Here is a 13,518-nt window from a genome sequence, read left to right on the forward strand (position 1 = left end):
GCGGTCCTTTCAATACGGGCTCGGCGTTGAGCCTGGGTGACGTAGCGGACTAGCGGTTCGGAACGTTCTAGAAGGACGGCTTCAGCACTGAGGCGGTGATGCTGCCGAGGCTAAAGCCGGTGGCGGACGACGGCGCCGGGCCGGCCGGCGTCGTGGTGGCTGGCGTCGTCGGGGAAGCGGGCGCTGCTGCAGAAATGGCGGGGCTGAGTCCGCTGAAGTAGCCGCCGGCTGCCGAGGGCACCGTTTGGGTGGCCGCCCCCGGTTTCGAAGAGTGCACCGTTTCCGGGCGGGACTGCAGCAGGAGCAGGTTCTCTCCGTCGGGCAAGTCCGCATCGAGGGCCCACTCGATGTCCTGCGGGCACTTGTAGTGCTTCTCCGCGCGCTTGGCCATCTGAGCGACGGCGGTGAGCTCGGCGCCGGTGAGGCTGCGGCGGCCGCGGCGTTCGGCGTCGACCTCCCGCTCCACCAGGCGCCCGGCAACGGCGTCCGGGACGAGTTCGGCGTGCTTGTCGCCGAGGTGTTCGGAGACGACCGCCAGCGTGACCTTGTCCAGCATGATGTTGTCCGGCGTGACCTGGCCGGAGACAACCATCTCCCCCACCCCGTAGGAGGAGTCGATAGTGATCTTGGAACGGTCGCCGTTCGTGGGGTCCATGGTGATGGCGACGCCGGAGACCCGTGCGTTGACCATCTTCTGCACCACGACCGCCATCGAGAGGCCCTCGTTGGGGATGTTGTTCTTGAGCCGGTAGATGATGGCGCGGGATGTGAAGAGCGATGCCCAGCACTGGCGGATGTGCTCGGTGACGGCCTTGACGCCGTCGAGCCAGAGGTAAGTGTCCTGCTGGCCGGCGAAGGAGGCGTCCGGCAGGTCCTCGGCGGTGGCGCTGGAGCGAACGGCCACCGGGACCGGCGACTCAAAGCGGGACATCAGGGACTCGTAGGCGGCGACGGTGAGCTCGCGCAGGGCCTGAGGCACCGCGCGGGAGCGGATGTCCGCCCGGATCTCAGCGGACACCCTGTCCACCTGGCCCATGTCTTCTGGGTCCAGTCCTGCGAGGAGCTGGTGGATGTCCCGGGTGATCCCGGCTTCCTCCATGAAGGCATCAAACTGGGCGGTGGTGACCACGAAGCCGGGCGGGACGGGCATGCCGGCGGAGGTCATGGTGACCAGGGAGGCCCCCTTGCCGCCAAGGTTTTCGAGCTTCGGTTCGATGCCTCCGTCGAAGAACTGGACGTATTCGTTGCTCTGCATACTTCTCAGGCCTTCCAGGTGACGGGGACGGTCTCGGGGACGCGGAAGGAAAGGTTCTCGCGGAAAGCGATGGCTTCCGGATGCTCCAGCTGCAGCCCCGGGGCGAGCCGGACCACTTCCTCGAGGGCGATCTTGGCCTGGAGCTTGGCGAGCATGTTGCCCAGGCAGTAGTGGATGCCGAACCCGAAGGACAGGTGCTCGCGGGCGTTGGGGCGGGTGATGTCGAAGTCCTCGCCGGCGTCGAACTTGGTGTCATCCCGGTTGGCTGAGCCCATGAGGAGCAGCAACTGCGCGCCTTCTTCAATGGCGACGCCGCCAACTTCGGTGTCCTTGAGGGCCTTGCGGCGCCAGCCGACGATCGAGCCGGCGTAGCGCAGGACTTCGTCGATGGCGGCGGGAATTTTTTTCGGGTCCTCCACCAGCTGCTTCCATTGCTCGGGGCGGGCCAGGAGTTCGCGGAGGGCGTTGGAGATCAGCGTGGTGGTGGTCTCGTGGCCGGCGAAGAGCAGGCTATAGAGGACGGAGGCGATCTCGTGGTCGGAGATTTCCGCGCCGTCCTGCTGCGCTTTGACCAGGTCCGCGGTGAGGTTGTCGCCGCCTTCCTCGTGAGCCACCCTGACCAGCCGGAGGCATTCCTGCCAGTACTCCACGAGGTTGTGGGCGTGCGGGATCTGTTCGTCGTCCGTGAGGTCGCCCCACGTCATGGCGGCGCGGGAATCGCTCCAGCGCTTGAAGGTGTCGACCTGGGCTACGTCTGCGCCGATCAGGGTGAGGATGGTGATGGTGGGGACGTCGTAAGCAAGGTCCTTGACCATGTCGCCGCGGCGGTCCGGACGGGCCAGCATCTTATCGAGCAGTTCAACGACGTTCTGCCTGATGAACGGCTCCAGCGCTTTGTAGCGGCGGGGTGTGAAGGCCTTCTGGACGACTGCGCGGATGCGGGTGTGCTCCGGCGGGCGGCGGGCGGAGAGGCCCGAGTAGGCGGTGAAGCCGCCGTCGTCCATGATCTTCTTGGCCGCGGCACCGCGTTCGCGGACAGGCGCCTGGGCGTTTTCGCTGGAGAAGGTTTCCCAGTCTTCAAAGACGGCCTTGATGTCGTCATAGCGGGAGACGACATAGAGACCGATCCGCTCGTCGAACATCACGGGCTGCTCGGCCCGGAGTTCGGCGTAGGCGGGGAAGGGATCCTTCATCTGGAATGGCTCGTAGCCGTGGTGCCCTGTAGGGGCTTCGGCGCCGTGTCCGAAGGGACAGCGGCCGGCCGTTTCAGTCGACGATGACATCTGGGCTCCTTGGTTTTCCGGTCCCGCTGGCAGCAGCAGTGCATGCCGGGGGTTCTTCCACCAGTGTGGCCCCCGTCACCTCAGGATGGCAGGAAAGGCTTCCACTGAGCGGAAGCCACTTTGCCGCGGGCCTGCAGCTGCAGGGTTCGGCCTAGTCCGATGCCGCGGTGTGGCTGCCCAGCAGCGTTTCCAGCGGGATCCGCGCGGTGGCGCGTTCGATCTGCGCCGAGATGCCCCTCAGGACGGGAAGGTGGCGGCTCATCGTGGCGGCCTGGCTCGTGGGAAGCACCAGGCCGATCGCGGCGCCGATCCTGCCGGTGTGGAAGACCGGGACGGCGATGGAGCACGAGCCCAGCCGGACTTCCTCGAGCGTAGTGGCGTAGCCCTGCTCCCGGATCTGGGTCAGTTCGGCGGCCAGTTTTCTCGGGTCAACGTGGGTGTGCGCGGTGTGCCGCTCGAGCTGCCGGTTCAGGTAGGCGTCGCGGACCCAATCCTCCTCGAAGGCCAGGAGGATCTTCCCGACGGCGGTCGCATGCATGGGCAGGCGTCCGCCGACGCGGGAAGCGCGGGGCAGGCGCTTGGAGCCGTAGACGCGGTCAATGTACAGCACCTCGTGGCCGGACCGGACGGCCAGGTGTGCGGTTTCGCCCGTGAGGGAGAAAAGATCCTGGATGTACGGGCGCGCCGCGTCGCGGAGCTGCCGCCCGGTGTTCTGGGCAAGCTCCCAGAGGCGGATGCCCAGCTGGTAGCGGCCGTTGGGCTCGCGCGAAAGTAATCCCCAGTCTGTGAGCTCGTTGACGAGCCGGTGGGCGGTGCTCAGGGGCAGCCCGGATTTTTCGGCGATTTCCGTCAGGCTGAGGGCACCCCGGGACTTTTCGAAGGCTTCCAGGATGGAGAGCACCTTCGAGGTCACAGTCCTACCGGGCTCACTGCTGCCGCCAGCCATCAAGGCTCCTCTGCGATATTGGCCCATCGTCGATGGTCGCCGGGACGTCCGATCAGAGTCTAGCCCTCGATCAGGAGCGAACGAGTCCCCCACAGGCTGCGGCCGACCGACAAGTAGAATCCGGGGAAGTATCTTCCATGGAATCTAAATGCTAAGCTTGGTCCATGGACACCAGAGCTGGCCAGACTGACTTCTATTCCCTCTTCAGCACGCTGACCCGACTTGAAACAGAGCTGTGGGATGCGGTCGACGCCCGCCTGCGCCAGAAATGCGGACTTCCCCTCGGCAGGTTCGAGGCGATGGTCGTCGTCTCCTCCCTTGGCACGTGCCGGGTGTTCGACATCGCGTCGGCGCTGGCCATTACCGTGGGCGGCGCCAGCAAGCTGGTTGACCGTGTTGAGGCGGCGGGGTACTGCTCGCGGAAGATAAACCCGGGCGACCGGCGCTCCTCCCTCCTTGACCTCACGGAAGAAGGGAAGGCGGTGGTCGCCCGGGGACGCACTGTGATCGAGGCCGAACTCGACAGCTGGTTCACCCCGGCCCTGAGTCCGCAGGAGACCACCACACTGCTCGACCTCCTGGCCCGGCTTCGCAGCGCGCAGCGGCCCTCCCTGGACTCCAAGGCGGCCGGTCAGTGAGCGGCGGCACCATGCGGGCCGTGGTACTGGACGGCCCAGGGCCGGCCGAGGCGCTGGTCATTCGCGACCGACCCATCCCTGTGCCGCTGCCGGGCCAGGTGCTCATCCGGGTCCGGGCGTTCGGGCTCAACCGCTCGGAGCTGCATACGCGCCTGGGCCTGGCCCAGGGCGTCACGTTTCCGCGCGTGCCCGGGATAGAAGCTGTCGGAGAGGTGGCCGACTCCCCCGGCGGCGAGTTCCGCGCCGGGCAGAAGGTCGCCACCCTGATGGGCGGCATGGGCCGCGTGTTCGACGGCGGCTATGCCGAGTACACGTGCGTGCCGGCCCGGCAGGTCATTGCCTTCGAATCAGAGCTGCCCTGGTCCGTCATCGGCGCCATCCCTGAGATGCTTCAGACCGCCCACGGCTCCCTCACCATTGGCCTGGACATCCAGCCCGGCCAGAGCCTGCTCATCCGCGGCGGAACCTCGTCCGTCGGCATGGCCGCCGCATTACTTGCCAAGCGCCGCGGGCTCGCCGTCCTGGCATCAACGCGCGACGAAGCCAAGCGGGAAGCCCTCGCCTCGATCGGCGTCGATCATGTCCTGATCGACGACGGCGACCTCGCCACTGCCGTGCGCCGCATTGTTCCGGGCGGCGTGGACGCCGCCCTCGAACTCGTCGGCACCCCCACGCTGCCCGACACGTTGCGCGCCACCCGGGTCCACGGCGTCGTCTGCTTCACCGGGATGCTCTCAAACCAGTGGACAGTCCCGGACTTCTATCCGATTGACTACATTCCGCGGGGCGTCCGGCTCACCTCCTACACAGGCGGCGCCGCCGACCTCCCCGGCGGTGTGCTCCAGGAATTCCTGCAGGCCGTCAGTGACGGCACCGCGATGGTCCCCATCGGCAAGGTCTACACCCTCGATGGCATCGTCCAGGCCCACACGGACATGGAGGAAAGCCGCGTCAGCGGCAAACTCGTCGTCACCACGTAGGACCCGCAGCCGGCAGCGAATCCTTGTTCCCCAGCGACTGTTGCGACGCCCCGCTGATTCGCAACAGTCGCCGGGGGAATACGCGACGCGCCATAATAGTTGAAACTTCAAGAGAAACTTATTGTGCCCAACACCCACGAGCAGGAGCTTTCATGCGCATCTCCGAGAAGTCCACCGATCTTGACGGCCGACACCCGGGCACCTCGGCAGTGGCGACGACGGACGGGTCGTCCGACCCTGCGGCTCCCCTGGTGGTGCTCTTGCACGGCCGGGGTTCAAGCGAGCGCGAGATCATAGCCCTCGCCGACCACCTGCCGCCCGGCCCCGCCTACGCCGCCGTCCGGGCACCGATCGCAGAGGGCGGCGGTTATGCATGGTTTGCCAACCGCGGCATCGGCCGTCCGGTTGCCGAGTCGCTGACGGCATCCATGGCATGGTTCCGAACCTGGCTCGACACTGTCGCCCCCGCAGGCCGCCCGGTCGTGCTCGTCGGTTTCAGCGGGGGTGCAGCATTCGCTGGCGGGCTGGTTCTTGCAGATCCGCAACGATTCTCCGGTGCGGCTATTCTGTACGGCACCTTGCCGTTCGACGCCGGTGTCCCGGTCACGCCGGCCCGGCTGGCAGGCCTTCCGGTTTTCGTCGCTCAGGGCGACGAGGACAAAGTCATCCCGCCGGAACTGCTGGACCGCACCTGGAACTACTTGCTGACGGATTCCGCCGCCCCCGCCTACGCCCGCCGCGACCCCGGAGGGCACCAGATCAGCGGCCAGACGCTCCGTGAACTCGGGGGCTGGATCCACGAGCGGCTGTCGTTCCTGGCTCGTTCCGGAGCGGATGAAGGCACCACCGGCGGACGCTGGTCGGCCCTGCCGGACGGCACCCTTCCCCGAAGGGCCGGTCAGCGTCCCACCGTGTCATGGACAATCCCGCAGGAACAGCGCACTGACAATGCGCCAGTGTACCTTCAGGAAAAGTTGTTCGCCAGGATCAGTTCGCTCGCCGGAGTCTCGACTTCGCAGTCCGTTATCTCCATTCCAGGCGCGCGGGGCCTGATGATAAAGCCGGAACCTGACGCACCCAAGGATGCGTTCCTGGTTCCCTCAGCCGGGGAGTTTGCCCACCAGCACCCGTCCCACGACGGCTCCCTCCACCTGGCCCTGCCGCCCCAACTGGCCGCGGACGCAATCGCCAAGGGCTGGGCAGTGGCCCACCCGCTGGCCGGCATCCGGCTGGCTCGAGGCATGGTCATGGTCTACGGGCCCCGCGACGAGAATGAGCTGCACGTGGTCGCTGCAATGGTAGAGACCAGTCACGCCTACGCCACAGGCCCCGACGCCGACAGGCTGTAACTTCCGGCAGGCCGGCCCCGATCATGCACCCCGGTGTGGCTCGCGAACCCGCGCATGGCGTTTCGCATTGTGCCGCGCCCGAGTGCGCGTGGCAACGTGGCCCAGCTTCGCCTGGAGCAGGAGAAAGCGGGGAACGGCGAAGTAGACGGCAATGGGAACGACCACAAGAGTGAGCGTAAAAGCGCGCAGGACCGGGGGCCACCCCGGCGCCAAAGCGGCCAAAATACTCATCCCGATTGCGGCCAGCGGAAAGATCGCCACCCAGGTGATAGCAGCCCTTACATGGACGGATGCCATACCGACGGTTCGGTGATGATGCGCATCCGTTTCGTCGGCCGCTAGCGCTTTACCCTCGTGTTCCACTCAATCTCCAAACGTCCGGTTGGAATTGATGCTACTGCGTGCTGTTTCGCGAAAGCAAACAAACGGTTGGAGTTATGATGGGGGCCATGGCCTGGGACACTGATGCGACGCAGAAGAAAATCCTCGATGCCGCAATTACCGAGTTCTCTGATCGGGGCTTCTCCGGTGCGCGCATCCATCAGATTTCGCGGATCTCCGGGTGCAACCGCGAGCGGATTTACTTCTACTTTGGCGGCAAGGCCGGACTCTTCGAAGCGGCGCTCACCCGCGAACTCGCCACCGCCCTGGACGACCTTCCGGTCGCCGGCATGGGTCCTGTTGCGATCGGAGATTTCGCGGGACGGTACTTTGATTTTTCCAGGAGCCGCCCCAGCCTCGCACGCCTTACCTTTTGGGAGGGACTTGAGCAGGGACATCCCGTAGGAGCCGAGGCCCGCACCCTCCGCTCGGCGAACAAAGTCACCGAGATCCGGAATGCCCTTCCGGCCTTGAGCGAGGCGGCTGCGGAAGACCTGCTCCTGACCATCGTCACCCTATGCCACGCCTGGGTCTCGAGCCCGAATGTCCCCCTCGTGATCACCGGACCGCCGGACGAAGAGCGCAGGCGCGCATCCATCGTGCGCACCGGCGAACTGCTCGCTCAAGATGCCGTGGATACGGCCCAGCGGCCGTCATAGGCGCGAGCCCGGCCTGCATAGCCGCCGCTCCCCCGCGCCAAACCCCGGGGGAATTCACTTCCCACACGCGCCCGCCGCGTGGCCATTAAACGCAAACACCTCGTTCCGTTCGAAGAATTAGTTGACGCTTCAACTTTCCTGATGTACATTTAGTTGTAGCTTCAAGCATCACTCCCCCAAGAGAACAGAATCTGATGAAAACCCTCGTGGCCCGCATATTCGGAAAGAAGTCACCCATGACGAACCTCACCATCATCGGCAACGGCAACATGGCCCGCGGCATCGCCACCCGAGCACTCGCCGGCGGCCTGACCGTGGAGATCCTCGGACAGGACATCACCAAAGCGCAGGAACTGGCCGCCGAACTCGGCGCCGGCGTCACCTTCGGGACCACGGCCGAGGCTCCGCAGGGCGCCATCGTGGTCCTCGCTGTCCCGTTTGACGCCGCCAAGAACGTCGTCAGCGCCTACGGCGAGGCCCTGACCGGCAAGACCATCGTCGACATCACCAACCCGGTGAACTTCGAGACCTTCGACTCCCTGGTCGTCGAGCCCGGCACCTCCGCCGCCGAAGAAATCGCGCAGCTTGCCCCCGCCGGCGCCAACGTGGTCAAGGCGTTCAACACCACCTTCGCCGGCACCCTCGTCGCCGGAGAGTCAGGCGGACAGCCCCTGGACGTCTTCATCGCCGGCGACAACGCGGACGCCACCGCCGCCGTGAGCAGCTTCGTCAGCGCCGGTGGCATGCGCCCCCTGGTGGTCGGACCGCTCAAGCGCTCCCGGGAACTCGAAGGCTTCCAGTTCGTCCTCATGACCATGCAGGCCAACCCCGAGTTCGCCGACTTCAACTGGGACACCGGACTTCAGGTCACCAAGTAACCCGGACTGCGATAGGCGTCAAAAAATAGACGCAAGAGGACGACGGCGGGAAGGATCCGCCGTCGTCCTCTTGTTTGCCTCGGCGGCAGGCCTCCGGTTCAACGCTTCTTGCCCCCGACACCCGGCACGGACGCGACCTGCTTCATCCACGCCGCGATCTGGCGTTCGTCAACGTCGTCCATGGATTTGAGCTCCACACCCCGCGTCGACCCGCCCATCCCCACCGGTGTCACCGGCGGTACAGGCTCGAGCGCTGCGCCATTCACAAACATGAGCTTGACATGGCCAGCGAAACCGCCGCAGCTGAAGCACCACCCGTCGCCGACTCCGTAGTAGGACATGCCCCACTTCACTGAGCGCCGGAGGCCGGGCAGTGTCTTTGCCGCCAAAGCATCGACCGCTTCGGCGATGCCCCGCTGCGGCTGTGGCAGGCTGGCGATATATGCGAAGACCGGCTTGTCTCCGACCGCCGCTTTCGCCGGGCTTGCCCTGCCGGTCATGGCTTCCGGCAGAGTTGGGGCGACGTCAACACGTGCGCCGGTGCGCGTAGCCGGCTTTTGGGCTTCCCTCTTACCGATCTCCCCGCTGGTCATGGAAGGTATTATTCCTCACCCATCGCGAGACGGAGCCACCACCGTTTTCTCGCGAACCGTATCGGGCTCTTCGGGTAAGTCTCTACCTGTCCGCAGTTATCGATTCCCGGACGGCCTGGAATGCCGGACTTACTCGTATCCCCAGGCCACCATCCCCTCCCGGCGCGAACTCACACCCAAGTCATGTCCAGGGTTCCGGCCGGGAATCCAGACATGCCCAAGTATCGAGACCGAGATTCGCGTGCATTGCGCTGCCCGTAAGCCGATCGGTCTGCAAGGCGTGTGTATGGTGCTGATATGGCTTCTCCGCAGACGCTAAGTGAGCCCGAGCGCCGCGTCGTCGCGGGCTGGGCCGCAGACTGCGCTGAGCGGGTGGTGGCTTTATTTGAGGCCGAGGCTCCTGCAGATGGTCGCCCCCGCGACGCCATCGCCCGGGCCCGGGCCTTCGCTCGCGGTGAGCTCGGTGCCGCCGACGAGATCCGCCGGCGGTTTGTGGCCGGCCGTGCCGCACGCGAGGTTACCAGCCCTGCTGCGGTGGCTGCCGCCCGGTCCGCCACGCAAGCCGCCGCCGTCGCCCACATGGGAGCGCACGCCCTGGGGGCAGCGGCGTATGCCGCGAAAGCGGCCGGACTCGCAGCGCCCGATCGACCCCAGACGATCGACGACGAGATCCACTGGCAACTCGAGCACATGAGCGCCGAAGCCCGGTCCGCGCTCCGGCGCCTGCCACCGCTGGGCGCGAATTCCGCCGGTCCGCTAGGGCCAGGACTTCTCGCATCCGGAATCCTCGCCTCGATCATCCGCACGATCCAGGCCGACTTGGCCCGCCCCGACCGGCCTGCCTCCGCCAGCTGAACGAGGCGGCCATTCGCCGGAGACGGTGGTCGCGGATCCCATCACCTGCTACGATCCCCAGAATCCCCACACGACCGCATGCAGGTCGCAATCACTCAGGAGGTTCGCGATGCCGGACACCACCTGCCACATGTCGATCTCGCTGGACGGCTTCGTCGCCGGGCCGGACCAGAGCCGCGAGAACCCCCTGGGCAAGCGGGGGCTGGAGCTGCACGGCTGGCACATCGGCGACCCGCGCGCCAACGATGCCGACAAGGTAGCGAACGAGTGGCTCATGCGCCCGCGCGGCGCATATGTGATGGGTCGGAACATGTTCGGCCCCATCCGCGGGGACTGGGATGAGGAATGGAAAGGCTGGTGGGGAGCCGAACCGCCCTATCACGCGCCGGTGTTCGTGCTGACCCATCACGAACATGACCCGATCCAGCTGGACGGCGGGACGACCTTCCACTTTGTCACCGAGGGCTTCGACTCGGCCTACTCCGCAGCCTGCCAGGCCGCCGGAGACAAAGGCGTGGACATCGCCGGTGGGGCCTCGACCGTCCGACAGGCACTGATCGCCGGCGTGATCGACGAGCTCACCCTCGACATCGCACCGGTCCTGCTCGGTTCGGGCGAGCGTATTTTCGACGGGGTTGAATCCTTCGGCTTCGAGCCCGCCGAGGTGCTTCACTCACCGCTGGCCACCCACATCCGCTATCGCCGCGTCGGCTGACTCCGAACACGCTGCCGGCCTCCCGCGCCGCAGACAGTACGACGTCGTCGACAACCTGGTGGAAGCGGCTAAAGCTTCCGGGGCCCGCGTCCTGCTCGGCGGCAACCCGGGCACCGACCAGCCAGGCTACTTCTACCCACCACCCTCGTAGCCGACATCGACAACAACAACCCCTTGGTGGCGGAAGAGCAGGTCCGCCCGGCCCTGCAGATAGTCCGTTACAGCACGATTGACGAGGCTGTTGCAATGGCTACCGCCCTCGACGTCGGACTCGGAGCCTGTGCCTGGTCCTCGGACTGGTCCATTCGGAATTTGCGGGTCTTGCCCTGCGAGATCATCCGGGGTAATGCTGGACGAAGGGATCCGAGCAGACTTCGAGCTGACGGTTTCCCGGCAGATTGCCAAGTGGAAGCGTGGCGAAGCCGAGGTCGACGTGAATCCCGAAGCACTGGCCCGCGCGTCGCCGCAAGTATTGCTGGATTGTTGGTGGTCGGGGCGAACCCTCACGTGACGGTTGCGAGCGTGGCCGCACCGGTCCCGGCCGCGCCAGGCAGGATTGAGGCTTGGATTCCTAAGTGCGACCCCGACGTTGACCACAATCCCAAGCCGGTACGGAATGGTGAACGGCGGCCACCCATCAGTGGCCGCACCAAGCTCCGCGGGAAAGGCTCGAACCGGATGGCCGGATCAGCCATTCTCTCGTAGGGAGCGTTTGATGCGCGGCGTTCGAGTCGGCCAACCAGCGCCGCAGACCCGCGACGGATCCTCGATTTGTCGACCGCAGACTAAGGCCGTGGGGGTCCACCAGGAGGTTTAGCCATGTATGAGAGTAAAGAGCAGAACCATCGCCCGTTGATCGAGGGCGGAGGTGAAGGTGCGGACGTCGCCCGCGCGTCAGGACAAGGAATTGACCGCCGCAGGGTCTTGGGATCGGGTCTGGCGATGGCCGCCACGGCGGGTCTGTTGGGGGCCGGTGCCGCCCCTCGGGCCAGCGCGGCAGCCCCCGGGGAGGCTGGCCCGTTCCAGGAAGTCAGCGGCCATGCCCTGTACCTCTTGCCGCAGGACCACAAATGGCACACGGGCGGAATCTTCGACACCGGGCAGTTCCAGGAGTGGCACTACTGGACCGGCTTCTTCACCGATGACGACACCGGGGAAGAGTTCGGCATTTTCTACAACCTCACGAACAATCCGAGTGCGCCCGGGGGGCCCTCGCTGTGGGAGCAAGGCGTAAGCTTCTCGTTCGGAGACTTCGCCAAGCAGGAGTTGATCTGGGCGCACCAGCCGACCGCTGTTGGCTCATTGCAGGGGACACGGCCACCGGACTCGACCTCGCCGGACGACTTCCAGTACAGCGCCAAGGGCGAGAACGTGGAATTCACCACGGTGTACCGTGCCGAGCCGGACACGTGGCGCTTCCAATTCACTGGTGTTGCCGCAAACAACAACAACTCACCCCTCGCCATGGACATGGAGAACACGGCCCAGTCACCGTACGGCTACATGCCGGTAGGGCTTGGCGGCTTTGAGAATCAGAACATCCCCTGGAATGGATCTGGATCCCGCCAACCTGTACGCGCTGTCCTACTACTACACCGGTCCGATTTCAAAGAGTAAGGGCACCGTCACCATCGGCGGTAAGACCCGCCACCTCACAGGCACGATCTGGTTTGAGCACCAGTGGGGGAACTTCAACTCCGGGCAGCAGGTGTGGACGACTGCGTATACCTGGGGGGCGCTGACGTTCAACGATGGCACAGTCTTCACGTGGCGCCAGTGGTACGGCGCACCCAACGGATCGGCTCCACTCCAACCGATCCTGGAGATCGGCCGCAACTCGTATGGGACGCCCAACGGCACACCAGACGGCAGCCTCACCTTCCACGTGGGGAACAACGCGGAGTGGAAAGCGTTGAAGACCTGGAAATCACCGGTAAGCGGGCGCAACATCGCCACTCAGGTACAACTGACCAGCACCTTCGGGATCTGGTACCTCACGAGCGTCTTCGACAACTACGAGATGCCCTGGGGCTACCCGCCCTACGGGAACAATCCCTACAGCTTTGTTGAATCCGCGATGTGGGTCCGTACCGGCTCGGTCGACGGGCCGATTGTCGGCCACGCGTTCATGGAGCAGGCCAACCAGTTCACCCTGTACCAGGGTGCCGTTCCCGGGTAGAGACTGCGGCCGCCTCACTTGTCCCGCACCGGACGCGTGAGGCGGTGGCTCGAAGGGTGAACGAACGCCTTAGCGACATTCAGTCATCGGACGCGGCCATGTCTTCGCGGGCGACGGAGTCGGCAAAGTTCTTCGCTGTGATGATGAGCGCCGCATTGCGCACCGCCCCCGTCACATTTCCGGCAAGGAAAGCATTCTGACCGGAGACCCCGATGATGCGCCCATAGCCCGACTCGGTCATGACCGCCAGCGCGGCGTTCGCGACTCTGAGAAAACCGAGCATCTTGTCATCCACGGCTTCAAGCACCTGCCTCGGGTCAGAATTGCGCGCTGGATCGAGGGTCTGCTCGCTTGGCGCCGCAGCGACGACGACGCCGTCCAGGCGACCATGTTCTTCCAGCAGCGTGGAGATGCGCTCGGCCAGCGACGGTAATCCGACCTGCCCGATCGGTGTGACGGGTCTTCCCCCGGTGCGAGAATGTCTGCATGCTCACCTTCCTGGAGACTGAACGACTTCTGCTCCGGCAGTTCACCCCCGACGATGCGGAGCTACTCGTGGAACTGGACAGCGATCCGCGGGTGATGCGGTACATCACCGGCGGTATCCCCACCCCCCGGGGCGAGATAGAAGGCGACTTCCTACCGGCATTCCTCGACTACTACCAGCGCTTTCCCGGCTACGGGTTCTGGGCCGCGATCGAGAAGACGACCGGGGAATTCCTCGGCTGGTTCCACTTCCGGCCCGGCCCCGACGATCCACAAGATCAGCCGGAACTGGGCTACCGGTTGCGCCACGCGGCTTGGGGA

The 13,518-nt window shown here is 65.6% G+C and carries 16 protein-coding genes and 1 pseudogene; 12 read left to right on the forward strand and 5 right to left on the reverse strand.

What is annotated here, in order from left to right; all coding sequences use genetic code 11:
* Positions 1 to 67: 67 nt before the first annotated feature.
* From AC1DRO_RS07055 to AC1DRO_RS07065, 3 genes are all read right to left on the reverse strand, one after another.
* Entirely contained in the window at positions 68 to 1,255 is a 1,188-nt protein-coding gene (locus AC1DRO_RS07055; protein WP_476950310.1) for a PEP/pyruvate-binding domain-containing protein, read from the reverse strand.
* A gap of 5 nt (positions 1,256 to 1,260) precedes the next feature.
* Positions 1,261 to 2,538 (reverse strand): cytochrome P450, encoded by a 1,278-nt coding sequence (locus AC1DRO_RS07060; RefSeq protein WP_476950311.1) that lies wholly within the window; start codon positions 2,536 to 2,538, stop codon positions 1,261 to 1,263.
* A 151-nt stretch (positions 2,539 to 2,689) separates the two neighbouring features.
* A complete protein-coding gene (locus AC1DRO_RS07065; protein ID WP_476950312.1) occupies positions 2,690 to 3,484 on the reverse strand; it encodes an IclR family transcriptional regulator in 795 nt (264 codons plus the stop codon).
* A 164-nt stretch (positions 3,485 to 3,648) separates the two neighbouring features.
* Here AC1DRO_RS07065 and AC1DRO_RS07070 point away from each other — a divergent pair, with 164 nt between their 5' ends.
* The 5 genes from AC1DRO_RS07070 (at position 3,649) to AC1DRO_RS07090 (ending at position 8,369) form a co-directional block, all read left to right on the forward strand.
* Positions 3,649 to 4,122 carry a MarR family winged helix-turn-helix transcriptional regulator gene (locus AC1DRO_RS07070; RefSeq protein WP_476950313.1) on the forward strand — a complete coding sequence of 158 codons (474 nt, stop codon included), beginning with the start codon at positions 3,649 to 3,651 and terminating at the stop codon, positions 4,120 to 4,122.
* Positions 4,119 to 5,102: a zinc-binding alcohol dehydrogenase family protein gene (locus AC1DRO_RS07075; RefSeq protein ID WP_476950314.1), complete on the forward strand. Its 984-nt coding sequence runs from the start codon at positions 4,119 to 4,121 to the stop codon at positions 5,100 to 5,102. Before AC1DRO_RS07070 ends, AC1DRO_RS07075 begins: the two co-directional genes overlap by 4 nt.
* 152 nt (positions 5,103 to 5,254) lie before the next feature.
* Positions 5,255 to 6,451 (forward strand): luciferase domain-containing protein, encoded by a 1,197-nt coding sequence (locus AC1DRO_RS07080; protein ID WP_476950315.1) that lies wholly within the window; start codon positions 5,255 to 5,257, stop codon positions 6,449 to 6,451.
* Between the two features lie 449 nt (positions 6,452 to 6,900).
* A complete protein-coding gene (locus AC1DRO_RS07085) occupies positions 6,901 to 7,491 on the forward strand; it encodes a TetR/AcrR family transcriptional regulator (protein WP_476950316.1) in 591 nt (196 codons plus the stop codon).
* Between the two features lie 236 nt (positions 7,492 to 7,727).
* Positions 7,728 to 8,369, forward strand: coding sequence for an NADPH-dependent F420 reductase (locus AC1DRO_RS07090; protein WP_476851166.1), 642 nt, complete (start codon positions 7,728 to 7,730; stop codon positions 8,367 to 8,369).
* A gap of 98 nt (positions 8,370 to 8,467) precedes the next feature.
* Here the strand turns inward: AC1DRO_RS07090 and AC1DRO_RS07095 are convergent, their stop codons facing one another.
* On the reverse strand, positions 8,468 to 8,962 hold the full coding sequence (locus AC1DRO_RS07095; protein WP_476950317.1) for a DUF1801 domain-containing protein: 495 nt from the start codon (positions 8,960 to 8,962) through the stop codon (positions 8,468 to 8,470).
* A 297-nt stretch (positions 8,963 to 9,259) separates the two neighbouring features.
* Here AC1DRO_RS07095 and AC1DRO_RS07100 point away from each other — a divergent pair, with 297 nt between their 5' ends.
* From AC1DRO_RS07100 to AC1DRO_RS07125, 6 genes and pseudogenes are all read left to right on the forward strand, one after another.
* Positions 9,260 to 9,817, forward strand: coding sequence for a putative immunity protein (locus AC1DRO_RS07100; RefSeq protein WP_476950318.1), 558 nt, complete (start codon positions 9,260 to 9,262; stop codon positions 9,815 to 9,817).
* A 109-nt stretch (positions 9,818 to 9,926) separates the two neighbouring features.
* Positions 9,927 to 10,532, forward strand: coding sequence for a dihydrofolate reductase family protein (locus tag AC1DRO_RS07105; RefSeq protein ID WP_476950319.1), 606 nt, complete (start codon positions 9,927 to 9,929; stop codon positions 10,530 to 10,532).
* A gap of 19 nt (positions 10,533 to 10,551) precedes the next feature.
* Positions 10,552 to 10,829 (forward strand): annotated as a pseudogene (locus AC1DRO_RS07110) (aldehyde dehydrogenase family protein); the annotation flags it as partial.
* A gap of 49 nt (positions 10,830 to 10,878) precedes the next feature.
* Positions 10,879 to 11,043 carry a hypothetical protein gene (locus tag AC1DRO_RS07115; RefSeq protein ID WP_476944598.1) on the forward strand — a complete coding sequence of 55 codons (165 nt, stop codon included), beginning with the start codon at positions 10,879 to 10,881 and terminating at the stop codon, positions 11,041 to 11,043.
* 308 nt (positions 11,044 to 11,351) lie between these two features.
* Complete coding sequence (locus AC1DRO_RS07120; protein ID WP_476950320.1) at positions 11,352 to 12,149, forward strand: hypothetical protein; 798 nt, start codon at positions 11,352 to 11,354, stop codon at positions 12,147 to 12,149.
* On the forward strand, positions 12,082 to 12,711 hold the full coding sequence (locus AC1DRO_RS07125) for a lipocalin-like domain-containing protein (protein WP_476950321.1): 630 nt from the start codon (positions 12,082 to 12,084) through the stop codon (positions 12,709 to 12,711). Before AC1DRO_RS07120 ends, AC1DRO_RS07125 begins: the two co-directional genes overlap by 68 nt.
* Positions 12,712 to 12,790: 79 nt before the next feature.
* On the opposite strand, the gene AC1DRO_RS07130 is transcribed toward AC1DRO_RS07125, so the two are convergent.
* On the reverse strand, positions 12,791 to 13,159 hold the full coding sequence (locus AC1DRO_RS07130; protein WP_476950329.1) for an SDR family oxidoreductase: 369 nt from the start codon (positions 13,157 to 13,159) through the stop codon (positions 12,791 to 12,793).
* Between the two features lie 38 nt (positions 13,160 to 13,197).
* On the opposite strand from AC1DRO_RS07130, the gene AC1DRO_RS07135 reads away from it, so the two are divergent.
* Positions 13,198 to 13,518, forward strand: a 321-nt coding sequence (locus AC1DRO_RS07135) for a GNAT family N-acetyltransferase (protein ID WP_476950322.1), incomplete at its 3' end; no start/stop codon positions are given.

The organism is Arthrobacter sp. P4_F11 (genome assembly GCF_056401395.1).